This is a genomic window from Cobetia sp. 10Alg 146 (genome assembly GCF_029846385.1).
GTDB lineage: Bacteria > Pseudomonadota > Gammaproteobacteria > Pseudomonadales > Halomonadaceae > Cobetia > Cobetia marina.
In genome coordinates this window covers 87,769-113,091 of the sequence record NZ_JARWKT010000004.1, presented here as the reverse complement: position 1 = coordinate 113,091, position 25,323 = coordinate 87,769, and the positions used below count along the sequence as shown (strand labels likewise).

Annotated in this window: 23 protein-coding genes; 8 read left to right on the top strand and 15 right to left on the bottom strand. The window is 61.4% G+C overall.

Annotated elements, in window-relative coordinates; genetic code table 11:
* Window positions 1-153 precede the first annotated feature (153 nt).
* Window positions 154-687 carry a manganese efflux pump MntP family protein gene (locus QD172_RS08760; protein WP_347882032.1) on the bottom strand — a complete coding sequence of 178 codons (534 nt, stop codon included), beginning with the start codon at window positions 685-687 and terminating at the stop codon, window positions 154-156.
* A 407-nt stretch (window positions 688-1,094) separates the two neighbouring features.
* Here QD172_RS08760 and yghU point away from each other — a divergent pair, with 407 nt between their 5' ends.
* On the top strand, window positions 1,095-1,958 hold the full coding sequence (gene yghU / locus QD172_RS08755) for a glutathione-dependent disulfide-bond oxidoreductase (protein WP_077376888.1): 864 nt from the start codon (window positions 1,095-1,097) through the stop codon (window positions 1,956-1,958).
* 114 nt (window positions 1,959-2,072) lie between these two features.
* Here yghU and QD172_RS08750 read toward each other — a convergent pair whose 3' ends face one another.
* Window positions 2,073-3,137: an alcohol dehydrogenase family protein gene (locus tag QD172_RS08750; protein WP_279855505.1), complete on the bottom strand. Its 1,065-nt coding sequence runs from the start codon at window positions 3,135-3,137 to the stop codon at window positions 2,073-2,075.
* Entirely contained in the window at window positions 3,134-3,655 is a 522-nt protein-coding gene (locus QD172_RS08745) for a TetR/AcrR family transcriptional regulator (RefSeq protein WP_279855504.1), read from the bottom strand. Before QD172_RS08745 ends, QD172_RS08750 begins: the two co-directional genes overlap by 4 nt.
* A gap of 385 nt (window positions 3,656-4,040) precedes the next feature.
* On the opposite strand from QD172_RS08745, the gene QD172_RS08740 reads away from it, so the two are divergent.
* The 3 genes from QD172_RS08740 (at window position 4,041) to QD172_RS08730 (ending at window position 8,054) form a co-directional block, all read left to right on the top strand.
* Window positions 4,041-6,221, top strand: a complete 2,181-nt coding sequence (locus QD172_RS08740) for a TonB-dependent siderophore receptor (RefSeq protein WP_279855503.1) — start codon at window positions 4,041-4,043, stop codon at window positions 6,219-6,221.
* Between the two features lie 226 nt (window positions 6,222-6,447).
* The gene (locus QD172_RS08735; RefSeq protein WP_077376882.1) at window positions 6,448-7,350 is read left to right on the top strand and encodes a LysR family transcriptional regulator; all 903 of its coding nucleotides are present in this window, start codon (window positions 6,448-6,450) and stop codon (window positions 7,348-7,350) included.
* Window positions 7,351-7,571: 221 nt separating this feature from the next.
* Entirely contained in the window at window positions 7,572-8,054 is a 483-nt protein-coding gene (locus QD172_RS08730; RefSeq protein WP_279855502.1) for an HD domain-containing phosphohydrolase, read from the top strand.
* 92 nt (window positions 8,055-8,146) lie between these two features.
* On the opposite strand, the gene QD172_RS08725 is transcribed toward QD172_RS08730, so the two are convergent.
* The 5 genes from QD172_RS08725 to QD172_RS08705 form a co-directional block, all read right to left on the bottom strand.
* Entirely contained in the window at window positions 8,147-9,016 is an 870-nt protein-coding gene (locus QD172_RS08725; protein ID WP_271303039.1) for a DUF1989 domain-containing protein, read from the bottom strand.
* Window positions 9,017-9,278: 262 nt separating this feature from the next.
* The gene (locus QD172_RS08720) at window positions 9,279-10,592 is read right to left on the bottom strand and encodes an arsenic transporter (protein WP_279855501.1); all 1,314 of its coding nucleotides are present in this window, start codon (window positions 10,590-10,592) and stop codon (window positions 9,279-9,281) included.
* Window positions 10,593-10,653: 61 nt separating this feature from the next.
* A complete protein-coding gene (arsH, locus tag QD172_RS08715; RefSeq protein WP_279855695.1) occupies window positions 10,654-11,388 on the bottom strand; it encodes an arsenical resistance protein ArsH in 735 nt (244 codons plus the stop codon).
* A 51-nt stretch (window positions 11,389-11,439) separates the two neighbouring features.
* Window positions 11,440-11,871: an arsenate reductase (glutaredoxin) gene (arsC, locus tag QD172_RS08710; protein WP_279855500.1), complete on the bottom strand. Its 432-nt coding sequence runs from the start codon at window positions 11,869-11,871 to the stop codon at window positions 11,440-11,442.
* A complete protein-coding gene (locus tag QD172_RS08705) occupies window positions 11,864-12,268 on the bottom strand; it encodes a helix-turn-helix transcriptional regulator (RefSeq protein ID WP_176503692.1) in 405 nt (134 codons plus the stop codon). Before QD172_RS08705 ends, arsC begins: the two co-directional genes overlap by 8 nt.
* 216 nt (window positions 12,269-12,484) lie before the next feature.
* Between QD172_RS08705 and QD172_RS08700 the strand changes: the two genes are divergently transcribed.
* Both QD172_RS08700 and QD172_RS08695 read left to right on the top strand, forming a co-directional pair.
* The gene (locus QD172_RS08700; protein ID WP_077376856.1) at window positions 12,485-12,868 is read left to right on the top strand and encodes a hypothetical protein; all 384 of its coding nucleotides are present in this window, start codon (window positions 12,485-12,487) and stop codon (window positions 12,866-12,868) included.
* Window positions 12,869-12,926: 58 nt separating this feature from the next.
* Window positions 12,927-14,015, top strand: a complete 1,089-nt coding sequence (locus QD172_RS08695; RefSeq protein ID WP_279855499.1) for an NAD-dependent epimerase/dehydratase family protein — start codon at window positions 12,927-12,929, stop codon at window positions 14,013-14,015.
* Window positions 14,016-14,032: 17 nt separating this feature from the next.
* Here QD172_RS08695 and QD172_RS08690 read toward each other — a convergent pair whose 3' ends face one another.
* The gene (locus QD172_RS08690) at window positions 14,033-14,245 is read right to left on the bottom strand and encodes a DUF3820 family protein (protein ID WP_052384432.1); all 213 of its coding nucleotides are present in this window, start codon (window positions 14,243-14,245) and stop codon (window positions 14,033-14,035) included.
* Window positions 14,246-14,381: 136 nt separating this feature from the next.
* On the opposite strand from QD172_RS08690, the gene QD172_RS08685 reads away from it, so the two are divergent.
* On the top strand, window positions 14,382-15,848 hold the full coding sequence (locus QD172_RS08685; RefSeq protein WP_279855498.1) for an aldehyde dehydrogenase family protein: 1,467 nt from the start codon (window positions 14,382-14,384) through the stop codon (window positions 15,846-15,848).
* A 179-nt stretch (window positions 15,849-16,027) separates the two neighbouring features.
* On the opposite strand, the gene copD is transcribed toward QD172_RS08685, so the two are convergent.
* From copD to QD172_RS08655, 6 genes are all read right to left on the bottom strand, one after another.
* The gene (gene copD, locus QD172_RS08680) at window positions 16,028-16,975 is read right to left on the bottom strand and encodes a copper homeostasis membrane protein CopD (RefSeq protein ID WP_141392086.1); all 948 of its coding nucleotides are present in this window, start codon (window positions 16,973-16,975) and stop codon (window positions 16,028-16,030) included.
* Window positions 16,909-17,274 (bottom strand): copper homeostasis periplasmic binding protein CopC, encoded by a 366-nt coding sequence (copC, locus tag QD172_RS08675; protein WP_136937901.1) that lies wholly within the window; start codon window positions 17,272-17,274, stop codon window positions 16,909-16,911. Before copC ends, copD begins: the two co-directional genes overlap by 67 nt.
* Window positions 17,275-17,441: 167 nt before the next feature.
* A complete protein-coding gene (locus QD172_RS08670) occupies window positions 17,442-18,248 on the bottom strand; it encodes a sulfite exporter TauE/SafE family protein (protein WP_279855496.1) in 807 nt (268 codons plus the stop codon).
* Between the two features lie 288 nt (window positions 18,249-18,536).
* Window positions 18,537-19,760 carry a TauD/TfdA family dioxygenase gene (locus tag QD172_RS08665; protein ID WP_279855495.1) on the bottom strand — a complete coding sequence of 408 codons (1,224 nt, stop codon included), beginning with the start codon at window positions 19,758-19,760 and terminating at the stop codon, window positions 18,537-18,539.
* 127 nt (window positions 19,761-19,887) lie between these two features.
* On the bottom strand, window positions 19,888-20,979 hold the full coding sequence (locus tag QD172_RS08660) for a GlxA family transcriptional regulator (protein WP_240499531.1): 1,092 nt from the start codon (window positions 20,977-20,979) through the stop codon (window positions 19,888-19,890).
* Between the two features lie 207 nt (window positions 20,980-21,186).
* On the bottom strand, window positions 21,187-22,578 hold the full coding sequence (locus QD172_RS08655) for a diguanylate cyclase (RefSeq protein ID WP_279855494.1): 1,392 nt from the start codon (window positions 22,576-22,578) through the stop codon (window positions 21,187-21,189).
* A gap of 289 nt (window positions 22,579-22,867) precedes the next feature.
* Here QD172_RS08655 and QD172_RS08650 point away from each other — a divergent pair, with 289 nt between their 5' ends.
* Window positions 22,868-25,285, top strand: a complete 2,418-nt coding sequence (locus tag QD172_RS08650) for a DNA polymerase II (protein WP_279855493.1) — start codon at window positions 22,868-22,870, stop codon at window positions 25,283-25,285.
* The last annotated feature ends 38 nt before the right edge of the window (window positions 25,286-25,323 follow it).

Here is a 25,323-nt window from a genome sequence, read left to right as displayed (position 1 = left end):
TGTGCGATACGCCACATGTCCCTCTTGAATGACGCCATTGTCAGGGTTTTCAAGGGACCCTTGGCGGAACGCGGAGATGCATCCATCGCCAGGGGCAGGGACTGGTCGGGCCAGAGCCCCCTTGCTGGGGGCTCTGGCCTGCTGGGGAAAGCCTTAGCCAAGATAGCCGGTGTGTTCCAGCAGGATGGTCGTGCCGATGCCGATCAACACCAGGCCACCGATGATTTCCGCGCGCTTGCCGACCATCTTGCCCAATACGCCCCCGAGCATCACACCGGTGGTGGCCATCACGAAGGTGGCGGTGCCGATCGCCAGCGCAGTGGTGATGATATTCACGCCAGCAAAGGCAAGCCCGGCACCGACGGCCATGGCATCGATGCTGGTGGAAAGGCCAGTCAGCATCAGGCGGGGCAACGATTGCGGCGTGCTGCAATCCTCATCTTCCTCGTCCTTGGAGAGCCCCTCATGAATCATGTGGAGACCGAGCAGCAACAGCAGAGCGAAGGCGATCCAGTGGTCCCACTGTTCGACGTAGACGGCCAATGAGCGACCGATCAGCCACCCGATCATGGGGGTGATGGCTTCGATGACGCCAAAGATGAGGCCGATGCGCAGGGCATCTTTCAGGGACGGCCGTCGAATGGCCGCACCCTTGCATAAGGCAGCAGCGAAGGCGTCGCAGGACATGGAAAAGGCGAGCAGGAATGTCGATAGCAAAGGCATGTGTCAGGAAGTTCCAGGCCGGTTACGAGTCAATAACAGCGAGACACCACCGGCCGGAAGCGTCTGACTGTCATTGGTCTCGCCGAACCTTGTCCTGACCGATCATGGGCATGATCTGGATAGGTGGGTCCTCGGTGCCACGGCAATGCCTGCCGACCATGTTGACAACCGAGACTCTCGTTGGGTAACGAGAGCGGGCTACTCCCCAAAAACTGGTGGCATGTTAGCAACAAACTTTCGTCGTTTCATCCCCTTGTGTCACAAGCGTCTGACCGTCATAACTGGGCTACCGAGTCAGAGCGCCACAACAGCGACGTTTCTGACGCCATCGAAGTCTTGAAGCTTCAACAGGATGCCAAGGAGTCAAGGGTATGAGCGACAGCTATCAGCCACCCAAGGTCTGGACATGGGAAAGTGAAAGTGGCGGCAAGTTTGCCAGCACCAATCGGCCTATTGCCGGACCGACGCATGACCAGGAGCTGCCGGTCGGGGAGCATCCCTTCCAGCTCTACTCCATGGCGACACCGAACGGTGTGAAGGCCACCATCATGTTCGAGGAGCTGCTGGCGCTCGGACATTCCGGTGCGGAATATGATGCCTGGCCGATCCGCATCGGTGATGGCGATCAGTTCGGCAGTGACTTCGTCGCGATCAATCCCAATTCGAAGATTCCCGCGCTGATGGATAGAAGTGGCGACACGCCTGTGCGTGTCTTCGAGTCCGGTTCCATCCTGCTGCATCTTGCGGACAAGTTCGGCGCGCTCATCCCCAAGGAGCCGGCCAAGCGGGTAGAGGTCATGAACTGGCTGTTCTGGCAGATGGGCTCTGCGCCGTATCTGGGTGGAGGCTTTGGCCACTTCTATGCCTACGCCCCGGAGAAGATGGAGTATCCGATCAACCGTTTCGCGATGGAGACCAAGCGTCAATTGGACGTGCTGGATCGTCAGTTGGCTGACAATGCCTACATCGCGGGTGATGAATACAGCATCGCGGACATCGCCATCTATGCCTGGTACGGCGCGCTTGCCGAGGGCAAGCTCTACGACGCTGCCGAGTTCCTTTCCGTGCAGGACTACCCCCATGTGCAGCGCTGGGCCAAGTCGATTGCCGAGCGTCCTGCGGTCAAGCGTGGTCGCATGGTCAATCGTTTCTGGGGGGAGCCGCATGAGCAGCTGATCGAACGCCACTCGGCGAGTGACTTCGACACCAATACCGAAGACAAGCGCGCCGACTGACCCTCAAGACACAATGTCTAATGTCTTGTGAAGTTGCCGCTGTCTGGCAATGAAAAGGGCTACCCATCGGGTAGCCCTTTTGCATTCTGGCCATCAGTCCCTGAGGAAACTGACTCAGTCCTGGCAAACCTTGAGCACGACCTTGCCCACATGACCTTTCTGCTGGAAGACGGCCTGGGCAGTGGCGATGTCGGCCAGTGCGAAGGTCTCGGCGACCAGTGGCTTGATGTTGCCTTGCTCGATATGGCGCACGAGATTGGGGAAGACTTCCGGTTCCAGCACGGTGCAGCCGAAGAAGCTCAAGTCCTTGAGATAGAGCGTGCGCAGGTCGAGCTCCACGATCTCGCCACCGATGGCACCTGCCACGGCGTAACGGCCCTTGTGCTTCAGGACATCCAGCAGCTGCGGCCATTGCGGGCCGCCTACCAGATCCATCACCACGTCGACCCCATGACCGTCGAGCACGTCCGCCACGACCTGATCACGCAATACGATGTCATCGGCCCCCAGCTTGCGCAGCGACTCTGCCTTGGCAGCGCTGGTGATGGCGATCACATGAGCACCACGTGCCTTGGCGAGCTGAACGGCTGCAGAGCCGACGCCCCCTGAGGCGCCGGTGATCAACACGCGTTCCCCCTTGGCAAGCTGCGTGCGTGTCAGCAGGTTCTCGGCGGTGGAGTAGGAACATGGGAATGAGGCCAGTTCCACATCGCTCAGTGCGCTCTTGATGGGGTGTGCATGGCGTGCTGCCACCTTGGTGTATTCGGCGAAGCCGCCATCGCACTCAGCACCGATATACCAGGCCGAAGCCAATGGCTTGCCATCGTGCTCCTGCAGACAGGGCTCTATCAGCACACGCTCACCGATACGCGCTGGACTGACGTCTGACCCGACCGCGACGATCTCGCCGCAGATATCGGCGCCCTGGATGCGCGGGAAATGGATCGGTTGACCGGACCAGCTGGCATCCTCGGCCTCGCCATCGCCCTTGGAGTACCACGCCAGGCGTGTGTTGATGTCGGTGTTGTTGACGCCAGCAGCCCCGACGCGCACCAGTACGTCGCGGGGGCCGGGAACCGGACGGGGGATATCGTCGCGCACTTCCAGCACCTCCGGGCCGCCGTGGCCGGTCAGATAGATACCGTGCATGCTGTCATGGCGTGTGGATTCAGCGCTCATTTGCGAGGTTTTCCCAGGAGGGTGAGGGTGGTGGAAAGTGCCGCTTCGATCGCTGTGTCGCCCAGTACCAGCCAGGCCGAGGATGCCCCTTCATGAATCAGGAACAATTCGTTGGCGAGATCTTCGCGGCGACTGCGCGTGCCAAGCCAATGGAGGGTTTCCCGCTTGTGACGGGTGACGGCATCACTGACGTCACGGTTGTCAGGGAAGGCCGCCAACGCATTGATCGACATGCAGCCATTGGGGGCTTCGTGCTTCATCCAATGTCCCAGTCGTTGGTAAAGATGACTGAGCGCAGCGGCGCCATCGCTGGGCACCTCGTCCTCAAGAAAGGCGAGGTAGCGCTCATGGCGATGCTGCAAGGCCCCGATCACCATGCTTTCCTTGGAAGGAAAATGTCGGTAGAGGGTGCGTAGGCTCACGCCAGAGGCAGCCTTGAGCTCTGACACACTGGGTTCTGCGAAGCCACGCTGGCTGAAGAGGGCTTCCAGGCGAGCGGCGATGTCGTGCTGAATCATGGAAGGACCATCGTCGAAGATTTCAGGGAGAGCGTTTGTTCTACCTCTGCAGGGTAGAGCGTTCATTCTCCCTGTGTCAATGTCCTGCAGCATTGTCCCGCTCGTCACCCCCTTTGATGGCTCGGCGACCCACGAGCGGTCCTCAATGAGGAACGACATCCTGTCCCCAGAGCGCAAGCGACTGCTTTCATCACGACTAATGGCGATGATTTCGGCCACCTGCTGGCTGGATTCTCGAGATAACGTTGCGACACTTTATGGTAAAGATTATCATTCGCGCTCAATTTGCTGGCGCAGGGGGCGTCAGTCATGGCCATGCTCTGTCGAATACAGGGCGAGATGTTGATTCAGCAGGACGCTGGCACATCACATAGAAGGGTTCCAGGTGCCAAGTCATTCTCGCAACCACGTCGTCAACAAGAATACCGTCAGCAAGAGCACCGTCAGCAAGAGCAAGGGGCCATTTTCCTGTCTGGTCTTCAGCCTCATGGCATTGCCGAGTACCACACTGGCGGCAGGTGAGTCGGCACAGGACGCCTCGGCAGTCGCAAGCTCGGTGATGGTGGTCACCGGCCAGCGGGAATCGGAAGTGGCGCCGGGCAGTTACCGTGCAGAGGCCTCAAGCCTTGCCAACAAGCAGTCGGTGGAGTTTCTCGAGCAGGCCCGCACCATCAATGTGGTGACCCGGCAGGTCATGCACGACTTCAATCTCGATGACCTGGAAGAGGCGCTGCAGCCGGTGGCTGGCATTCAGCTGGGCAATACGCTGGGGGGCACCGAGGATGGCTTCGTCAAGCGAGGCTTCGGCAGCAACAGCGATGGCTCGATGCTGATCGATGGCATCCGTCAGCCGCGCCGTACCTACACCACGGCGACGGTGGACCGCGTCGAGGTCCTCAAGGGGCCGTCATCGCTTTTCCAGGGGCAACAGAACCCCGGCGGCGTGATCAACATGGTCACCAAGCGTCCGCAGTACGAGACTCACACCGAGATCAGTGGCGAAGTCAGCTCCTTCGGCGGTGGCAATACCACCCTGGACACCACCGGTCCCATCGAGGATACCGGCCTGGCCTATCGCTTCATCCTCTCGCATGAGGATGAAGACTCCTGGCGCGAGTACGGCAATGATCGCCGCACCACCATCGCCCCGTCCTTGCGTTGGGAGGGCGAGCACAGCAGCGCCCAGATCAGCTACGAGTATCAGGACTACGAGCTGGATATCGATCGTGGCACCGTCTTCTACAACGGCAGCGCCGCCAACGTCACGCGTGGCACGCGTTTCGATGAATCCTGGAACCGCGTCTATGGCCATGACGAGTCCGTCAATGCCTGGTGGAAGCAGGAAGTCACCGACAACTGGGACATGAAGCTGACCTATGGCTGGACGCGTCGTCAGTACAGCGATGCGCGCGCCAACGTCACGAATGTCAGCGATAGCGGTGATGTGACCGTGCGCGCCGAAGAGAACCAGGGCTATGAACGCAGCGAGCACTACACGGCGCTGGACGCCATGGGTGATGTCGAGATAGCGGGGCAGCGTCACCAGCTGGTCATCGGTGCCGATTATGAGACCACCCGCGACTATCTGGATGAGCGCTATTTCGGCGATTCCGTCACGGTCTCCACCGTCACCGACGTGAATCACGGCCAGCTGGCCCAGGTGACCTCCGACGACATCAACACCTCGCGCAGCAATCGTCTCGACGAGAGTCAGGCCATCGGGGTCTATGTCAGCGACCGCTGGTATCTGAGTGACAAGTGGATTCTGGGCCTTGGCGGGCGCTACACCTGGTTTGATCAGCAGAGCGGGCAGGGCGAGGACTTCGTGTCTGACCCCGATTACAGCGATGACCTGTTCCTGCCCTCCGCGAACCTGCTGTATCGCATCGACGATGCCAGCTCCGCGTACCTCAGCTACAGCGAATCCTTTGTGCCCAACGGCAGCGACAGCGACAGTGGCGAGAGCCTCGACCCTGAGCTCGGCAAGGGCTATGAGATCGGCTACAAGCGTCAGTGGAATCCGCGTCTGGCGACGTCTGTGGCGCTCTACCAGATCCGCAAGGAAAACGTGGCGGTGACGGACAACGGCACCACGCGCACCATCGGTGAAGCCGGCTCGCAAGGCCTGGAGTTCAGCCTCGAAGGCGCCCTGACGGATCGTACTTCCTTGCTGTTCAGCTATGCCTACACCGATACCGAAGTGCTGGAGGATACCGAAGGCACCGAGGGCAATCGTCTGCCGAATGCGGCGCTCAACGCGGCCAGCCTCTATCTGGCACATGATCTGGCGATTGATCCGTCCTACGGCGAGTGGCGTGTCGGCGGTGGCGTGCGCTACGTCGGTGAGCGTGAAGGTGACGACGACAACAGCTTCTCGATGGATGCCTACACCGTGGCGGATGCCTTCGTCGGCTGGCGTCACGACATCTTCGGGCCAGACACAGAATTCAAGCTCAATGCGAAGAATCTGTTCGATACCGCCTATTACTACGGCAGTGGCGGTGACACGCGCGTACTGGTGGGCGATCCGATGGAAATTACCCTGTCGGCCAGCGTGGGCTGGTAACACCGCTGATTGCTCTTTATGAGCTGATTGCTCTTTATGAAGAGGGGACGACAGGCAACTGTCATGGACCAGGGGCGCTCCAATGCGCCCCTGATGCGTTGCGACGACTCGACATCGGGGCCTGACGTATCGGGTCCTGCCGCTGATTCAATCGGATTGGCTGATAGACTGACGTCTCGAGGGTCTCTTCCTTCATTCGATGTCACTACTGTCCGGAGAGCTTCACATGCTCGACTCGCTTCCCCTTGCCGATATCCGTGCCTTTGTCATGACAGCGGATCACGGCAGTTTCACCCGGGCCGCCGAGACGTTGGGCGTATCGCGTTCACAGGTGTCCAAGCAGGTCACCGCGCTGGAGAAGCTGCTGGGCGTGACTTTGATGCAGCGTTCCACTCGCTCGTTGCGGCTCACCGAGAGTGGTCATCTTCTCCACGCGCAATGTCGTAGTGCGCTGGGCGACATGGCGCAGATCGTGACGCTGGTGCGTGAAGAGCGTAACGCCATGCGCGGTCGGATTCGGCTCAACAGTGTCGGGGGCCCAATCGGCGAGCGTCTGCTGGGGCCAGCCGTTCACGCCTTCATGCAGGCCTGGCCGGAGGTCGAGATCGAACTGGATTTCAGCAGTCATCGCGTGAACCTGATTCGCGATGACTTCGATATCGCCCTGCGCATGGGTGCACTCGAGGATGCCGATTTCATTGCCCGTCCGCTGGCGACTCTGTCCTATGTGGTCGTGGCGAGTCCTGACTATCTTTCGCGGCATGGCTCACCGCAAACTCCCGGTGGCCTGCAGGCTCACCGCTGCCTGGTGGGCTCGGTCGCGCGCTGGAGCTTTCGCGCCCGACATGACCCGAAAAGCGAGACACAGGTGGATATCAGTGCCCAGTTGCAGTGTCGCAACGGGCATGTGCTGGTCAGTGGTGCCCTGGCCGGCAACGGCATCATTCGCGTGCCCAGACTCTACTGTGATGACGCCATCGCAAGCGGAGAGCTCAAGGAAATCCTGCAGGATTGGCAGCCGGCGGATGTGCCGTTGTCATTGATCTACCATCGTGAGCGCCATCGTCCGCTACGTACCATGCGTCTGATCGAACATCTGGTCACCTGGTTTGATGAGCGCAATGCCTGATTGTGTGCTTAATTACCAAGTGAGTCATACTGAGTTGATTAGGAGCACGATGCTCCCGTTAATGTCGGCCTTCAGTGGGAAACCGCTGGGGATTCACACATTGCGTGCGCGATGTGCTGGCGGCAAGTCACGGAGTTTCCAGGTGGGATCAATCTGACAGGGAGTCGCTCATGAACCTGATCGCTGCATTGGCCAGTGCGTTGTCAGTCTGAATGCGCCACTTGCCGAATTACCTTTATCAACCGCCCTACGGTGTAGCGACGCTCGCGCCGGAGGCGCTTGACCTGTTGGAACGGCTGTACCGACATGACGCTGACACCCTGGCGCATTCCTGGCGGGTGGCAGGGCTTTCGGCCTCGCTCTATGCCAGGCTGCTCGACACGCTAGAGGAGCCGCTGCGTACGCTGAGTATCGAGATTGCGGTAGGGCATCACGAATGCTGGGATGGCTCTGGCTACCCTGGCCAGATCATGACGAAGGCACTGCCCTTGCATTGCCGAGTGGTCGGGCTCATGGATGTCTTTGATGCATTGGCGTCTCCTCGGGCCTACAAGGCGGGATGGCCGCTGGACAGATTGATCGCCTTGTTCGTTGCCCAGGCCGGGCGTCAGTTCGACCCGCAGTTGATCGGTCGCCTCTCACCCCTCTGGAAGGAACTGCTCGCGGTGCATCATCAGTTGCTTGATCAGACACGAAGTGATTGAGCGTGGTGATGTCTCTCCGGGACATTCAAAGGCCCCTGTCATGAACATCGACAGGGGCCTTTGAAGTTAAGTGCCATGCGAGCAATGCGTCATCAACTGCAGCGCTCACGCTTGATGGCGGCCCAGTCAGTAGTTGGATTGCGGCGGCCATGATTGCCGGCATAGGCCGCGATCTTGGGCGACTCCCAGTCTGCGAGAACATCACCTTCCAGACGGTAGATCTCCACACCGAGCGGGTTGCAGGTCTCGAGCGGGTCACGCGCATCAGGGCCCCACAGGTCCACAGACAGATCGCCACCCGGGCAGCAGGACATCGCGCACAGCAGGTCCGTCTCGGCAAAGAACTCCAGGTAATCGCCCTTGCGAGCCGGGCAGGCCTTCATGAAGTACTTGTCTTCATTGTTGAGGCCGGTGCACTGGAAGATGTTGAGCACATCGTGGATATCGAATTCGGTCAGGCCCCAGGGCGCCACCGCGCGGACCAGATTGGAGTGGCAGTGGTGATCGAAGTCCTCGCCGGTCAGCAGGCGATTGACGTAGGGATCGCAGCGCGTGCCCAGCAGGTCATGCACGCGACCGCCTTCCGCATCGACGCCATAGTCGGCGAGGGTGTCATCGATGATGGTCGCCATCGGACGTAAATAGGGCAGTGTCGACCACAGGCGATCATAGGTGCTGACATGCGCGCGCTGCAGCTGGCGAGTGCGAGACGCCCACATGCGCTCACGCGGATTGTGCAGGTTCCACATGTTGAAATCGCCGACCTGTGAACCTTCGGTGATCTTGATGCGCAGCACGTGGCCCGCCGGCACTTCCCATGCCAGGCCATCGCGCAGCGGCACGGTATGGGTCGCGACCAGTGTGCGCTCGGCCTTGCCTTCGGTGAGGCTGTCGTAGAAGTCGCGATCGATGTCCAGAATCGATCCCTTGCTGGCTTGATAGGCGGCAGGTACATCACTCATGACAGGACTCCCGGGGTTGTCAGGTCTGGTCTCTCATTGAGGATCGATGGCGGCATTGTCGGATAATGAAATTGAGCAAGGACGACGTCCACTGTCAGATTGCCACGTCAGGCGCTTCAGTACATTTTTCGGTGCAGATGAAACCTTCGGGAGGATGAAACAGAACTGGCGCAGGGATTGCTACCTGCGCCAGTTCTGTTTCATCCCTGAGTCCAATGTTGCTCTCAGGCCAAGGGTGTCTCTTGGCTGACTGCAGATCTGATCAGCCGTTGAGCACACCAAGCCAGGCCCACAGGCCGAGCAGGGTGGCGATCAGCACCGGCGGGGTCAGCACCAGACCGACCTTGATGTACTGCCCCCAACTGATGTGATGGCCTTTCTGATCGAGCACATGCAGCCACAGCAGTGTGGCGAGACTGCCGATCGGGGTGAACTTGGGGCCCAGATCATTGCCGATCACGTTGGCGTAGACCATCAGCTCGCGTGTCGCGTCACTGACCTGCTGCGCAGTGAGGTGGTCGATGGCCAGCGCGCCGATCAGCGTGGCCGGCATGTTGTTCATCACCGAGGCGGTGACGGCAGCCAGCACACCGGTGCCGAGGGTCGCGACCAGACTGCCTTGGCTGGCAAGCCAGGCGAGAATGTCACTGGCGTGGTCGGTCAGGCCGGCATTGCCCAGCCCGTAGACCACCAGATACATGCCCACCGAGAACAGCACGATCTGCCACGGCGCGCCGCGTAGCACCGGGCCGAGTTCGATCACGGCATCACCGCTGCCCAGCCAACGCCCGGCGATGGCCAGCAGCATCAGCGCGGCGCTGCCGGTGACGACGGCGAGCGGAATGCCCAAGGGCGCGGTCACGAAGTAGGACACCAGCAGCACCCCCAGCAGCGGGAAGGCCGCGCGGAAGACCTGGGGGTCCTTGATGGCGCTCGACGGTGCCTCGAGTTTCTCCAGCGCATAGTGTGACGGTAGTTCCTTGCGGAACATCAGCCACAGCACGATCAGCGTGGCGGCCAGTGCGATCAGATCCACCGGTACCATCACCGCGGCGTAATGCGTGAAGGAGATATCGAAGTAGTTGGCACTGACGATGTTGACCAGATTCGAGATCACCAGCGGCAGGCTGGTGGAATCCGCCACGAACCCGGTGGCGATGATGAAGGCCAGCGAGGCAGCCGCCGAGAATTCCAGGCGTACCAGAATCGCGATCACGATCGGTGTCAGCAAAAGGGCCGCGCCATCATTGGCGAAGAAGGCCGCGATCACCGCGCCTAGCAGCACGATGAGCGGGAACAGCCTGCGTCCGTTGCCGCCGCCCCAGCGTGCGACATGCAGTGCCGCCCAGCTGAAGAAGCCCGCTTCATCGAGAATCAGCGAGATGATGATCAGCGCCACGAAGGTGAAGGTGGCGTCCCAGACGATGTCCCACACCACCAGTACGTCCGGCAGCGTGACCACGCCGCAGACCAGTGCGATCACGGCGCCGCCCAGTGCACTGGTGCCGATGCCCAGCCCACGTGGCTGCCAGATCACCAGTGCCAGCGTGATGACGAAGATTGCCAAGGCAAGCATGACGTCTCCTTGTCGAGGGGGAAGAGCAAGAGAAGCACGACGTGTGCGAACACGGACAGCGTCAGATCGTGCTCTGATTGACGCGTTTCGAGACCTCTTCGGCACTCTCGACACGCTCGGAATAGCGCTCGGTCAGATAGTCACTGCGCTCGCGGTTCATCCAGGTGAACTTCATCAGCTCTTCACAGACATCGACGATGCGCAGATACAGCGGTGACATGCGCATGCGGCCGTTTTCATCGAATTCATTGAAGGCCTTGGGCACGGATGACTGGTTGGGGATGGTCAGCATGCGCATCCAGCGGCCCAGAATGCGCATCTGGTTGACGCTGTTGAAGCTCTGGCTGCCGCCGCTGACCTGAAGGATGGCCAGCGTCTTGCCCTGGGTAGGACGTACGCCGCCCAGTGACAGCGGAATCCAGTCGATCTGCGCCTTCATGATCGAGGTCATCGCGCCATGACGTTCAGGGCTGGCCCAGAGCATGCCCTCGGACCACTGAGCCAGCTCGCGCAGCTCCTGTACCTTGGGGTGATCGGCATCGCAGTCATCCGGCAGCGGCAGGCCGGCCGGCGAGTAAAGGCGCACCTCGGCACCGAAGGCACGCAGTAGGCGCGCCGCTTCCTCGGCGGCGAAGCGCGAGAAGGAACGCTCACGCAGGGAGCCGTACAGCACCAGAATGCGCGGCGCGTGACGCGGGGCATCCGGCCCGACCAGACGGTCGATCTCCAGCGGGCGCCAGTGTTCGGCGTCGATATTGGGCAGGTCGGCCAATGCCGCTTTCATCGCGTCTGTCATGGTGTCGCCTGTCGGCAGGTGAGAGGTTCTGGAAGTGTGTGCGTTCATGGGTCAAGTCCTTGGGGCGTGGACGACGTCGCCGTCTTCCTTGGTGTAGTGCGCGACCGGATTGTCCAGAAGCTCCAGTACCGTCTCCGACGGGCGGCACAGGCGCGTGGCTTCGGGCGTCACCACGATGGGGCGATTGATCAGGATCGGGTGGGCCATCATGGCGTCGATCAGCTCGGCATCGCTCATGGACGGGTCATCCAGATTGAGCTCGTCATACGGCGTACCCTTGCGGCGCAGCAGCGGGCGCGGTCCACCGCCCATGGCGTCGATCAATGCTTCCAGCGTCTCGCGCGTCGGGGGTGTGACCAGATACTCGATGACTTCCGGTGTCTCACCGGAAGCCTTGAGCATGGCCAGCACATTGCGTGACGTGCCGCAGGCCGGGTTGTGGTAGATCGTGATCGTATGGGAAGAGCGAGTGGATTCAGTCATCGTTTCCGGGCTCCTGCGACGTACCGGGAGTGTGGGCGTCACCGCAGCTGGGCAGGGTGAGAGAGGCAAGCAACGGATCGCAGACCACCGAGGAGCCCGCGCAGCAGTCGCGTACCAGAAACTGCACGGTGGCGAGCATGTGCTCGAGGTTGGCGCGGTAGATCAGCGAACGGCCCTCGCGCTGGGAGTGGATCAGCCCCGCGCGACTCAACACGCCCAGATGGGTCGAGAGCGTGTTGTGCGGCACCTCGAGACGACGGGCGATCTCGCCGGCCGGTAGTCCCTCTGGTTCATGGCGTACCAGAAGGCGAAACGTGTCCAGACGCGTGGCCTGGGATAGCGCCGCGAAGGTGTCCAGCGTGGCCTGCGGGTCGGGCAGGCTGTCAGTATCATTCATATCATCTTGTCCATATGTCGAGACTTGTCGAAATGACGATGGTGCGATGATAGATCAGCGTGCCGCATATGGGAAGATGCCCGGAGGAAAGAATGGGTGCAGATAGCCCTTGGCCATTCTCGAGGATTTGTGAGGGCGCGTATTCCGGTCAGACAAAGCCCGCACAGTCTTGGTAGCATGTGCGCCATTGATTACCGGACAAGGGAAGATGGCACGATGATGATGGTATTGCAGATTCTGGGGGGCTTCGTGCTGGCGGCGGGTGTGCTGCTTGCGGCAGTGCCGGAGCTGGTCAATCGCTTCAAGGGCCCGGATGACACGCCCTTGACCGTGCCCAGACAAACGGGTGCGGCGATCTCGCGTCGGATTCGCTGGGGCTGGGTCATCGCGGTAGGGTACCTGCTGATGTATCCGCCGATCGGTCTGGGAGTGCTGCCGGTGCTGGTGACACTCGCCGTGGCGGGTATCGCCGGCATCATGACGGCACGCCTGATGGGGTTGATGCTGGATGGCATCGACATGCGTCATCTGTTCCGCTTTGCTGCCGAGTCGCTGATTCTCGGCGGCCTGTGGACCTGGTTCGTCAAGCTGTCCGCCTGAGAGGGGTCTCCCAGGCAGAGAGCGATTCCCGCTGTTTTCCCCTTCCCTGAGGCCTCTCATGCCGCTCAATGACAATACGCTAGCCGCATTGGCTCATTTGGACAGGTCGCAACCCGTTCTGGTGACAGGAGCGACGGGGTATGTGGCGGGACAGCTGATCCGTCGCTTGCTGCAGGAGGGTCTGACAGTGCATGCCGCCGTGCGTGATCCAGGTAACACCGAGCGTCTGGCGGCACTCAAGGCACTGGAAGACAGCATGTCGGGCAAGCTGCGCGTCTTCGCCAGTGATCTGCTCGAGCAGGGCTCTTACGCCGAGGCGATGGCGGGATGTCGTGTGGTCTTTCACACCGCCTCGCCTTTTGTCGTCAGTGTCGAGGATGCACAGCGAGATCTGGTGCGGCCAGCAGTGGAGGGCACGCGTAACGTGCTCCAGGAAGCCAATCGTCAGAGCAGTGTCGAACGCGTGGTGCTGACCAGCAGTTGTGCTGCCATCTACAGTGACAATGCCGACGTGCTGGACACCCCGCGTGGCTGTTTCGACGAGAGTGTCTGGAACACCACGGCGTCGCTGACACACCAGGCCTACTCCCACTCCAAGACGCTGGCGGAACAGGCCGCCTGGCAGATTGCCGAGCAGCAGTCGCGCTGGCGGCTGGTGGTGATCAATCCCTCGCTGGTGCTCGGCCCCGCGATCAGCGATGACACGCACGGCGAATCCTTCAGCCTGATGACGCAGCTCTGTGACGGCACGCTCAGGGTAGGCGCACCGGATTACGGCATGGGCGTGGTGGATGTGCGGGATGTCGCCGAGGCGCATCTGGCGGCGGGATTTTTACCCACGGCCACCGGGCGTCATCTGGTCGCCGGGCACTCCTCAAGCTTCATCGCGCTGGGGCGCCTGTTGAGTCATCACGCCGGCCCGCAATATGCGATTCCCACTCGCCAGCTGCCCAGATGGCTGGTGTGGCTGGCGGGTCCGCTGGCCAACAGGGCGGTGACCCGCAAGGTCGTCTCACGCAACGTGGGGCATGCCTTCGTGTTCGACAATACCCGCAGCCGTGAGCAGCTGGGGCTGGTCTACCGGCCTCTCGAGACGACGCTGCACGACATGTTCGATCAACTGGAGGCCAGCGGCCGCCTGTCGTGAACCTCATCTTCTGCATGTCAGCGACGTCGCAGCGGCTCCAGCAGGGCATTCAACCCGTTGTGATCTATCTCGTGCATCAGCGCCAGCAAGCGACCTATCTCGCCCTGCGGAAATCCCTTGCGCGCAAACCAGCCCAGGTAATCGCCGGGCAGGTCGGCAATCAATCGTCCGGCGTACTTGCCATAGGGCATCTGGCGGGTCGTCAGTTTCTGCAGGTCTTCGGGGCTCATCCAGTGACTCTCATTCCACTCGGTTAAGGACGGTCTGGTCAGTTGCAGGTGCCATTCTGGCACAGCTGTGATGCAACGGTTGGGTTTTGCTCCGGCACCGCCATGTTCTGATCATACTCATGACACGGAGTGACTCATGTCCCGCGACTATCAGAATCTCGAGCAGCTACCCCTCGCCGGAGAATGGCGTAACGGCCGAGCCGGCAGGACGCTTGAGGTGATGGACCCCTTCGATCAGAGCTTGCTGCTCTCGATTCCCATGGCCAATGCCGAGGATCTCGATGCCAGCTATCGCAGGGCGCGTGATGTCCAGCCTGACTGGGCTCTGACACCGGCAAGCGAGCGCGCTGGCGTGATGCACAAGGTGGTGGAGCTGATGGACGAGCGACGCGAGGAGTTGCTCGGCTGGTTGATTCGTGAGTCGGGCAGTACCCGCCTCAAGGCTCAGGCGGAACTGGCGGCAGCCCGTGCAATCACGCTGGAATCCGCCGCGATGGCCAATCGCGTGGCCGGGATGACGATGGAGGCTCAGGTACCGGGCAAGGAGAGCCGTGTCTTCCGCAAGCCGCTGGGTGTCATCGGCATCATCAGCCCGTGGAATTTCCCGCTGCATCTGACCCAGCGTTCCCTGGCGCCGGCACTGGCACTCGGCAACAGCGTCGTCATCAAGCCGGCGAGTGACACTCCGCTGACCGGCGGCCTGCTGCTGGCCAGGCTATTCGAGGAGGCGGGGCTGCCTGCCGGTGTCCTGAGCGTGGTGGTCGGTGCCGGCAGCGAGATCGGCGATGCCTTCGTGGATCACGAGGTACCGAGGCTGATCTCCTTCACTGGTTCCACCCAGGTGGGCAAGGGCATCGGCAGGCGCGCCGTCGGTGGTGATCATCTCAAGCAGGTTGCCTTGGAGCTAGGCGGCAACAGCCCCTTCGTGGTGCTTGACGATGCGGACATCGAGCAGGCGGTGGACGCCGCGCTGGTCGGCAAGTTCCTGCATCAAGGGCAGATCTGCATGGCCATCAACCGCATCATCGTCGATGCGTCGGTCCATGACGCCTTCGTCGATCGCTTCGTGGCGCGTGCCCGTGAGCTGAAGGTCGGCAACCCCGCTCAGGTCGATACCGTCATCGGGCCGATCATCAATGCCAAGCAGCGTGATGGTCTGCTCGAGATGATCGAGACGGCCAAGGGCGAGGGCGCCAAGGTGATGCTTGAGGGCGAGGCGCAGGGTCAGCTGGTGCCGCCGCATGTGTTCACCGATGTCACCAATGACATGAGTCTGGCGCAGAACGAGATCTTCGGCCCGGTGGTCGGCATCCAGAAAGCCCGTGATGAAGCGCATGCGCTGGAACTTGCCAATGGCACCGAATATGGTCTCTCAGCCTCCGTCTTCACCGCGGATATCGCACGCGGCGAGCGCTTCGCGCGTCAGGTCGAGGCGGGCATGGTGCACGTCAATGACATGCCGGTGAATGATGATCCACGCGCGCCCTTCGGCGGCGAGAAGAATTCAGGCCTTGGGCGCTTCAATGGCGACTGGGTGCTGGAGGAATTCACCACCGATCAATGGGTCAGTCTGCAGGTCGAGCCCCGCCAGTATCCGTTCTGATCCCTCTTATCTGTAGTTGCGCATGACAAACAACGCCCCGCTCAGCCTGCTGGCTGAGCGGGGCGTTTTTGATGGTGAGTAATGCAGACACGTCATGGTGATGATGCAGGCAAGAAGGCCTAGGGATCTTGACAGCAAGGGCGGCGCTGTAGAGAGGACAGAGACGCAAGCTGCGATCATCAGTAGGGATCGAGGGCGGAAAGCGTCACGACCAGCCCCAGTACCAGCGCCGCCAACATCACTTCCAGTCGCGTCATCCACTCAAGGGCTCGTGTGGTGCCGCCCTGGCCGGAAAGCTTCGGCACAAGCCAATAGCGATTGAAGAGGGCGATACTGACCATGCTGAGCACCAGCCCGATCTTGATGGCCAGCAGTCCTTGATAAGGGTGTGACCAGTCCAGCGGGGGTGTCCCGAGAATCAGCCCGGTATTGAGGGCCCCCGTCACGACCACCAGAGCGACCGCGAGGTGGCCCATGCGGGAGAAGCGTATCAAGGCAGCTCTGGCGGCTTGGCACAAAGTTTCGGCATGCAATGCACGCAGGGTGGACACCACCGGGAACAACGCTCCGATCCAGAAGCCACCACTGAGTAGGTGCAGCCATTGATTGGCGCGGTGAATACCTCCCAGCCAGCCACCGTGCATGGCGGCGTGACCGGAGAACGCAAGGCTTGCCAACATTGCCATGCTCGCAAGCGCCAGGACCACCAGGCGATGTGCGGGAATCACCATCAGCGCCAGCAGTGCCATCGACAGGATGCCTGCCTTGCCTGCCCAGGCAAGCCCCGAGGTCGTCTGGGTCATGACGCTCCATGCCAGGGAGACATTGGAGAGATCTCCCCAGCCAGCCCCGATGATGGCAGTCTGGAGTGGCAGTTGGCAGGCAGTGGCGATCACGGCCAATGCCAGTGCCAGGCGCAAGGCCCCCGACCAGCGCTCCTCAAGCCAGAGGCGCAGCTCGCGCGATGACGATGTCAGCAGGAATCCGCTGACGCCCCAAAGGAACACGACCGCTCCGTCAAGGACGAAGCGGCTCGCGGCAAGGGCGTTATCGGGGCCGATCACGGCGTGACGGTGAACTGATACTGGCCTTCGGTCTTGTGACCATCGGTGGAAAGCACATGCCATTTGACGGCATATTTTCCTGCCTCGAGCGTCTTGCTGACCGGAGCGTTCAACGTCTTGCCGCCATTGTCGAGAGTGGCATCCCCCAGGGAGACGGGGTTGCCATCGACTCTGCTGAGACCCAGGCCACTGAAGGGCAACTCCAGCCCTTCGCTGAAGGTGAGGCTGATGCTAGTCGGCGAGGCGATTCTGGCGCCGTCCGCGGGATTGGCACTGCTGACATGGGCGTGAGCGAATGCCTGGCCACTGAACAGCAGGCTGCCAGCGACGAGTGTGGTGAGCCAATGTCTTGCATGCGTCATCTTGATGTCCTCTGGACTTCGGTCGCGTTGACTTGTGCATGGTCCAGCCATGGGGATTCACACCCTCTGGCCAGAGGTATGCACTTGCAGAAGGGGCACGTTACCTCAGCCAGCACTGTGGTGTCCCCCGCAATAATGTCGCACCCCGAGTTCCGCCTGGTGGCGGATCAATGACTGATCAGAGAGACGCTACCCAGCCAGGCAAGCCTGAGTGCCAGCAATGACAGCGCCCATTTGAACAGGCCATCGAAGTGCCGGTTGGAGACACGATCCAGAAAACGCAGTCCGAGGCGGGTACCGATCAGGCCCGCACCGATCATCAGCACGATCAGGGGCAACCACTCATGGAAGAGAAACCCTGCCATGCCGAAGATGAACGCCTTGGTCAGATGCTGCGCGACCATGCAGGCCGCGAAGGTCGCCACCTTGGTGTGACGCTCGCCGCCGCCTTGCTTGATGAAGCTCGCGACCAGTGGGCCGCTGGCCCCGATCAGACTCGAAAGGAACGTCGTGATGGCACCGGCGATCAAGGTGCCTGTGCGGCTCAATGCCCGCTTGGGCAGCGGCGGCCCCCAGCAGGTGAACAGCACGAACAGCGCGATGGAAAGCTCCAGCACCCCCTCAGGCAAGCGGATCAACACCCAGGCCGCGACCAGCGCACCCAGCGCCACACCCGGCAGAAAGGCCAGCAGCCGGCGCATGTCGATATGGCGCCAGGTCATCGCCATGCGCCCGCCGTTGGAACCCAGCTGCACCATGCCATGCACCGGAATCAAGGCGGTAGCAGGCATCAACTGCGCCATGAACATGATCAGCAACGTTCCACCGCCAACCCCGACAGCCGCAGACAGCGCGGAGGTGGCAGCAGCCAGCAGGATCAACGCGAAGACGATGGGCAGCGAGAGCGGGAAATACTGCGCGAGGCCATCGAGCAGGCTTGCGAGGTAGGGAATATCGGCGGGATTGGCGGGCATTGCAGGCATCCTGTGCAGATAGCCAATAAAGATGGATAGGGTCTCAGGCAGACGACATGATGCATGACCTGCCTGACAGGCGTGCAAGGCTACCTTGAGCAGGCGGCGCTGCACAGTATTGCCTTTGGGATATGTGTGGACTCATCCAGGGTGCCATTGTCTGCAAAGTCTCCGCTGACGAATGAACTGGTGATGCAACGTCAGGAAAGAAATGCCAGTAATGAAAAGCCCCTCTGGCCGTCATGGGCTTGAGGGGCTTCAGTCTTCTGCGTCATGCCAGAGGTTGAATCAGGCCGGTGAAGAGGCCTCGACCCGCTCCGCGCGCTCGGCACGCTTGAGCATGCGGTAGCGAGAGCGCACCTCGTCACGCTCCAGGTAGCAGCCCTGCAGCCAGCGGCTGCCGCTGTCGCCTTCGAAGGCATCGCGGGCGTGCAGCAGGCGGCGATTGTCGAAGATGACAAGGTCACCTGGCGCGTAGGTGAAGCGCAGGGCGAAGCGCGGCTCACGCAGCATGCGCTGCATTGTCATCAGGGCATCGTAGGCGATTTCGGTCTGCTCGAACGGTGCCATCATCGGGCCCCGCAGGAAGTCGGCGATCCGCACTTCCAGCAGCTCTCCCGCCTGGCCCAGCACGATCATTGGTGAATGCCAGACGTGATCGGTATTGCGCGAGGTATTGGCGTAACGCCAGTGCACCGTGGTGAGGGTCTCATAGGCCTCTGGGTGTTCTTCCTTCAGTGCCGTGGCGATGGCGAAGCCATCCATCATCACCGCCATGCCGCCTTCCACGCTGTTCTCGATGCAATGCAGACACTGCAGGCCCGGCTGGTATTCCCGGGTCGGCAAGTCTACATGCGGTGGCAGCGCGATGGAGGTGTAGGCGTTGGAGTCCGGGTTCTGGATCGCGCGGACATTGAAGAGGTGACCGAAGTTGGTGGTGCGGATCGAGCCGATGCGCTCGGCGACCTTCTCCAGGGCGCCGGACTCCGCCGGCAGATTACGCAGACGCACCAGTCCCTTGCCGAGCAGCTCGTGCAGGGCCGGATTGAGGATCTCGGACTCCTGCTGGCTGCCATGCTCGGCACTGGCCAGGCGGGCGGCGTCGATGGTCGGGGGCTGTTCCAGCTGTTCACCATGCCAGAGAGCAAGCGGCGGCAGTTCTGGCGGCAAGACACTCTGGTTGTCGTAATCATTGGCACGCAGGAAGCCCGGGTGGAAGCGCAGGCGGCGGTCTTCCGGCGTGAACAGCACGCTGAGCGCACCATCCTCATCGATGCTGGCCTTGGCGATCTCCGGCCATGCTGGCAGCTGGGAGAGATCCAGTATGCGTTCGCGCGTCGCTGGATTGATGGTGGTGTCATCCGCGGCGTTCTCGCGCAACCAGACACTGTGGAAACGACTGACGCGCCCGTCGCTCCAGCTCACGCTGAGATAGCGCGCTTCGTGGGTGACCTTCACGAGAGTCTCGTCAATCGGCCAGCTGTCGTAGTCGGGTGTCATCGGGAGCGCCATGGAGAGTCCTTCCTTCTGTCGGTGATCAGTTCCCCGACAGAATGGCAGTCCATGCAGGTGTCTTCTGTGCCCAATTCGACGCCATCTGTGCCCAATTCGACATCTGGTGCGCGCGTGGCGTGTCAGCTCATGAGACGGGACGCGGTGGCTGGCGTCGTGCCTGAGTCGGGGTGATCCCGAAGCGGCGACGAAAGGCGCGGGTGAAGCTCGAGTGCGATGTGAATCCGCAGGCCAGGGCGATATCGGTGATGCCGTGGCGGGTGTCATGAAGCAGAGTGCGCGCATGCAGCAGGCGACGTTCTCCCTGATAGGCCTGAGGCGTGCATCCCAGCCCTTGCTGGAAGCGCCGCTCCAACTGACGCCATGAGAGCCCGAGCTCCTCGGCCAGTGCCTCGATGCTGAGTGGCGCCTCCAGGGTGTTTTCCATGCGCGTGATGGCACGTCTGAGCAGCGGATCTGCCAGGTCTGCCGATTGTTGACTGAGGCCGCGCTGCCGGCTGGCGGGCAGTCGTCCCTGATCGAGAATCAACTGTTCGCGCACCGCCTGATAGAGCGTCTGGCCATGCTGGCGGCGGATCAGCTCCAGACTCATGTCCAGCGGGGCGCTGCCTCCGGCGCAGAAGAAACCGTCATCACTGATTTCATAGAGAGACTCCACGGCATCCACCTCATCGAAGCGTTGGGTGAATTCCGGCAGGCTCTCCCAGTGCAATGTGACCGTCTTGCCCGTCAGCAGGCCTGCACGTGCCAGCACGAAGCAGCCGGTGTCCACGCCCCCGAGCTGGCAGCCGCTGCGGGAGCGCTGCTCAAGCCATTGGAGAGTACGATCTTCCAGATAGGCTTCCGGGGCAAAGCTGGTACATACGACTAGCTTGTCCACCGAGGGGAGCTCGTCACGTGCCGTGTCCACCGGCAGAACCATGCCGTTGGAGGCCTTGACCGGTGCGCCATCCTGACTGGCGAGTGTCCACTGATACAGGCGCGTCCCGCGCAGGCGATTGGCGATGCGCAGCGGTTCGATCATCGAGAACAGCGCGACCATCGCGAAGCCCGGCAGCAGGAAGATGCCCAGTTGGTGGCGCTCGTGCTGAGTCGGCGAGGCGAGCGCTGCCGTCAGGGGCGCGATGCCGGTGGGCTGCGCTGACAGAACGCCATCTTCCGCCAGGCCGACGGCGCTGCGGGAATCAGGGGAGGAGGCATGGGAGTCGTGTGATGACATGAACGCTCTGGCAATGAAGGCGTCGGGTGGCTTGGCATCGAGTCGAAGCCCATGACATTAGCCTGTTCGCTGGCAGAGTGCGAGGCGTCAGCCAATCCCCGCTCGATCGCTAGCGGGTCATCAGGGGGAGGGCGGTTGGCGAGAAACAAGAGGCCCGAGTGTGATCTCGGGCCCGTATGGCGTGAAGGCAGGCAGCAAGACGTTCTGTCACACCATTCTGAGGCAGTTCCGCCCATCTTCCTTGGCGGCGTACATGGCCTCGTCCGCGCGAGCGATGAGCTGCTCGCGCGTGGCACGCTCGCTGGGTGCAAGACAGGTAAGTCCGATGCTCAATGACAGTGGCAGGCGTTGTCCAGCGTGCTCCACGACACTGTCCTTCATGCGCTGACGCAGCGTATTGATGCGTGTGGCAGAGTCGCTGAGCAGTGAATTGGGCAGGATGGCCAGAAATTCCTCACCTCCCCAGCGGGCGAGAGTATCCCCGGGCAGCAGAATGTCCTCGGCGAGGACACTCAGCTGCTGCAAGGCAAGGTCACCGGCGTCATGGCCGTAGTTGTCGTTGATCTTCTTGAAGTGATCGAAGTCCAGCAATGCGACGCACAATGGTTGGTCGACCTGGGAAGTCGACAGCGCGGTGATGCTCTCCTCCAGCACTTTCTGAGCATGACGTCGGTTGTAAAGGCCGGTCAGCGGGTCAGTGATCGCGACCTTCTCGAGCGCCTGATGGGCTTCCTTCAGAGCATTGATGTCATTGGCTCGCGCGACTTCATGTCCGGCCCACAGTGCGATGAGACGCACCAGCTCGATATCCTGCGAAGTGAAGGGTTTCACCGGATCGGGGCTCGAGAAGTTGAAGGTACCGTAGCGTTCACCATCCACGATCACCGGCGCGCCGATGTAGGCTTCCAGATTGAAGTTGGAGTAGCAGGGATGGTTTCTGATCTCGCTGCTTGCCACATGGTGGAAGGCTTGTACGCTATCGGCCTTGTAGACGTGATCACAGTAGGTATCGCTGAGAGAGAAACTCAGTCCCGGTGCCAGCAGGTCTTCCGGATGGCAGGCACGCTGGACGACGTAATCGCCATCCGTGATGCGGCTGAAGATACCGATGGGCAGGCCAAAGTGGGCACATCCCAGTTTCAGGAGTTCATCAATGCGATCATTGAAGGACAGCTGGCGCGAAGAGGTGATGGCGTGGAGTCGGTGCAGGGTGTGCTCTGCTGTCACGCGACGAGAGACATCGCGAATCAGGCCGAACATGAAGGTGTTGTCGCTGGACGGGTCCTTGATGGGGCCGCCGAGTGTCTCGCCATAGAAGAAGCTGCCATCCTGACGTCGATAGCGAATGACCCGCCCCTCCCTGGGGGGCAGGGCATCGGTGCGGAATTGTCGCGTGCCCTGGCGCTCGAATTCATCGTTGGAGGCATACAGTATGCGTGTCTGCTGGCCGATCAGCACGTCACGCGGATAGCCGAATGCCTTTACCGCGCTGTCGTTCATGTAGGTGATGTGTCGCTGATCATCCGCAAGCAAGATGATATCGTCGATCTGGCCAAGCATCTGGCCCAGCAGGGTTTGAATCATCTCAAAGCGTTGCATGACGCATGCTCCTTGAGTCGTGCCGGTATCTTGGGAGGGGCATTCCTTGCCGCAGTCGTCATTCACATCGCTGGGAAGGCACGGACGTTACCGTCATCAAGCAGTGGCGTCGCGACGGCTGTTGCACGTTACTGAATTCATCTTAACGTATGGGGATGCAGTCGCGTCTTGATCTCATCCCGCTCGGCATTCGTATATTCAACGTAAGGGTATTGCAGTGCCAGAGGCCGTATCGTCAGGTTCCCCCCAACCGTCCACTCGCCAGGATGTCCTCGAGCCGGACACAGGCGTGAAAGCGACTCCCACCACGGCTCATCAGGGCTTCGTGATCACGCGACACTGGCGGGATACGCCGGAAGGTGTCGTGATCAGCGTCTGGATTCGCACCGAGGATGGCGGGATGCGAGTCCAGACTCAGCCCCAGGAGGTGGTCGCTTTCCTGCCAGCTGAACAGCAGGTGCTGGCGCAGACTCTGGTCCGCTTCCAGCCCGGGGCCGAGTTGCGTCCGTTGGCACTGGAAGACTTTCATCATCGTCCGGTGGTAGGGCTTTACTGTCGCGAATACCGCACGTTGGGGCAGCTGGCACGTCGTTTGAAAGCGATCGGTGTCGACGTCTATGAGGCGGATGTCCGTCCGCCTGATCGCTATCTGATGGAGCGTTTCATCACGGCGGGCGTCACGGCGCGTGGTGAGCGTCACGCCGATGGCAGTCTGCACAATGCACGCCTCATGCCGCTTGACAGCTTCCGTCCCCCCCTGCGCTGGGCATCGCTGGACATCGAGACCGATGCCCGGGGCAACCTGTATTCCATCGCGCTTGAAGGCTGCGGCCAGCGTCAGGTCTACATGCTGGGCCCGGCGAACGGTGAGACGACTGCCCGATGCGATTTCGGGCTCGAGTATCGGGACAGCCGGCGTGAATTGCTGCAGTGCCTGATCGACTGGGTGGCACGCCACGATCCGGACGTCATCATCGGCTGGAATGTCATCCAGTTCGATCTGCGCATGTTGGTGCGGCTCTCGGAGGCCGAGAATCTGCCTCTGCGCCTGGGGCGCGATGGCAGCACGATGCAGTGGCGAGCGCATTCGCGTCAGGCGGAGCATTATTTCGCCGAGATTCCCGGCCGGTGGGTGGTGGACGGCATCGAGGCGCTCAAGTCGGCCTTCTGGCATTTCGAGTCGTTCAGCCTCGAGAATGTCTCGCGTGAGCTGTTGCAGGAAGGCAAGGCCATCGATGATCCCTATTCCCGTCTGGACGAGATCCTGCGCATGTTCGCCGAGGACAAGCCGTCGTTGGCGCGCTACAACCTCAAGGATTGCGAGCTGGTCACGCGCATCTTCGAGCGGACGCGGCTGATGGAATTTCTGCTGGCGCGGGCCAGTGTCACCGGACTTGAAGCCGACCGCAGCGGTGGCTCGGTGGCGGCCTTCACCCACCTTTATCTGCCGCGCCTGCATCGACTCGGCAAGGTCGCGCCCAATCTGGGAGATGTGGTGGGGGAGGACAGTCCCGGCGGCTTCGTGATGGACTCCCAGCCCGGACTCTACGACTCGGTACTGGTGCTGGATTTCAAGAGTCTGTATCCCTCGATCATCCGGACCTTCCTGATCGACCCGCTGGGGCTCATCGAAGGGTTGCGTGAGTCGGATGATGTGTCGTTGGGCCAAAGCGTCCCGGGGTTTCTCGGTGCGCGGTTCTCGCGTGACAAGCATTGTCTGCCCGCCATCGTCGCGGAGATATGGCAGGCGCGGGACGCCGCCCGGGCGGCAGGCGATGTGCCGCTGACGCAAGCGCTCAAGATCATCATGAACGCCTTCTATGGCGTGCTGGGCTCACGCGGTTGCCGATTCTTCGACCCGCGTCTGGCCTCCTCGATCACACGGCGTGGCCATCAGATCATCCAGCAGACGGTGGCGTTGATCGAGGCGCGCGGCTACACCGTGATCTACGGTGACACCGACTCCACCTTCGTCTGGCTTGGCGAGGCGCACACGGAGGAGGAGGCCGGTGAGATCGGCCGTGAACTGGCCGCCCATGTCACCGCCTGGTGGCAGCGACATCTCAAGGACAGTCTGGGGCTCGCCAGTGCTCTGGAACTCCAGTTCGAGACCCATTATCAGCGTTTTCTGATGCCCACCATCCGGGGAGCAGAGGAGGGCAGCAAGAAGCGCTATGCAGGCCTCCGGCAGATGGGGGAGGGAGGTGAGAGCGAGCTGGTGTTCAAGGGGCTCGAGTCCGTGCGCTCCGACTGGACGCCGCTGGCCAAGGTATTCCAGCAAGGCCTCTATCGCCGCATCTTCGAGGGAAGCCCCTACCAGGAGTATCTCAAGCGCTACGTGCAGGAGTCTCTGCAGCGCCATGCTCAAGGGACTGACAGCCACTCTGACGTGGATGCGCTGATCTATCGCAAGCGCCTGCGGCGACGTCTGGATGACTATCAGCGCAACGTGCCCCCGCATGTGCGGGCAGCGCGTCTGGCGGATGACGAGAATCGCAGGCGCGGCCTGCCGTTGCGTTACCAGCGTGGCGGCTGGATTCGCTACGTGATGACCACTGCCGGGCCGGAGCCTGTCGAGTACCTGCGCTCTCCCATCGATGTGGAGCATTATCTGAGTCGTCAGCTCAAGCCCGTTGCCGATGGCATTCTTCCGTTCGTGAAGGATGATTTCGATCGCCTGCTGGATCGCCAGATGACGCTATGGTGAGACTCACGGCCACTTGAGTGGTCCGTGACCGCCGAGCG

What these genes read in the sequence shown, in the direction of transcription:
- QD172_RS08745 (WP_279855504.1), bottom strand. Translation starts at nt 3,655, where the DNA reads ATGATTCAGCACGACATCGCCGCTCGCCTGGAAGCCCTCTTCAGCCAG.
- QD172_RS08670 (WP_279855496.1), bottom strand. Translation starts at nt 18,248, where the DNA reads ATGCCCGCCAATCCCGCCGATATTCCCTACCTCGCAAGCCTGCTCGAT.
- arsH (WP_279855695.1), bottom strand. Translation starts at nt 11,388, where the DNA reads ATGACAGACGCGATGAAAGCGGCATTGGCCGACCTGCCCAATATCGAC.
- QD172_RS08750 (WP_279855505.1), bottom strand. Translation starts at nt 3,137, where the DNA reads ATGAGCGCTGAATCCACACGCCATGACAGCATGCACGGTATCTATCTG.
- QD172_RS08690 (WP_052384432.1), bottom strand. Translation starts at nt 14,245, where the DNA reads ATGAGCCCCGAAGACCTGCAGAAACTGACGACCCGCCAGATGCCCTAT.
- QD172_RS08695 (WP_279855499.1), top strand. Translation starts at nt 12,927, where the DNA reads ATGCCGCTCAATGACAATACGCTAGCCGCATTGGCTCATTTGGACAGG.
- QD172_RS08685 (WP_279855498.1), top strand. Translation starts at nt 14,382, where the DNA reads ATGTCCCGCGACTATCAGAATCTCGAGCAGCTACCCCTCGCCGGAGAA.
- QD172_RS08705 (WP_176503692.1), bottom strand. Translation starts at nt 12,268, where the DNA reads ATGAATGATACTGACAGCCTGCCCGACCCGCAGGCCACGCTGGACACC.
- QD172_RS08660 (WP_240499531.1), bottom strand. Translation starts at nt 20,979, where the DNA reads ATGTCATCACACGACTCCCATGCCTCCTCCCCTGATTCCCGCAGCGCC.
- QD172_RS08725 (WP_271303039.1), bottom strand. Translation starts at nt 9,016, where the DNA reads ATGAGTGATGTACCTGCCGCCTATCAAGCCAGCAAGGGATCGATTCTG.
- QD172_RS08700 (WP_077376856.1), top strand. Translation starts at nt 12,485, where the DNA reads ATGATGATGGTATTGCAGATTCTGGGGGGCTTCGTGCTGGCGGCGGGT.
- QD172_RS08665 (WP_279855495.1), bottom strand. Translation starts at nt 19,760, where the DNA reads ATGGCGCTCCCGATGACACCCGACTACGACAGCTGGCCGATTGACGAG.
- QD172_RS08760 (WP_347882032.1), bottom strand. Translation starts at nt 687, where the DNA reads ATGTCCTGCGACGCCTTCGCTGCTGCCTTATGCAAGGGTGCGGCCATT.
- QD172_RS08655 (WP_279855494.1), bottom strand. Translation starts at nt 22,578, where the DNA reads ATGCAACGCTTTGAGATGATTCAAACCCTGCTGGGCCAGATGCTTGGC.
- QD172_RS08720 (WP_279855501.1), bottom strand. Translation starts at nt 10,592, where the DNA reads ATGCTTGCCTTGGCAATCTTCGTCATCACGCTGGCACTGGTGATCTGG.
- copD (WP_141392086.1), bottom strand. Translation starts at nt 16,975, where the DNA reads ATGGCATGTGCTTTCCACCGATGGTCACAAGACCGAAGGCCAGTATCA.
- copC (WP_136937901.1), bottom strand. Translation starts at nt 17,274, where the DNA reads ATGACGCATGCAAGACATTGGCTCACCACACTCGTCGCTGGCAGCCTG.
- QD172_RS08735 (WP_077376882.1), top strand. Translation starts at nt 6,448, where the DNA reads ATGCTCGACTCGCTTCCCCTTGCCGATATCCGTGCCTTTGTCATGACA.
- yghU (WP_077376888.1), top strand. Translation starts at nt 1,095, where the DNA reads ATGAGCGACAGCTATCAGCCACCCAAGGTCTGGACATGGGAAAGTGAA.
- arsC (WP_279855500.1), bottom strand. Translation starts at nt 11,871, where the DNA reads ATGACTGAATCCACTCGCTCTTCCCATACGATCACGATCTACCACAAC.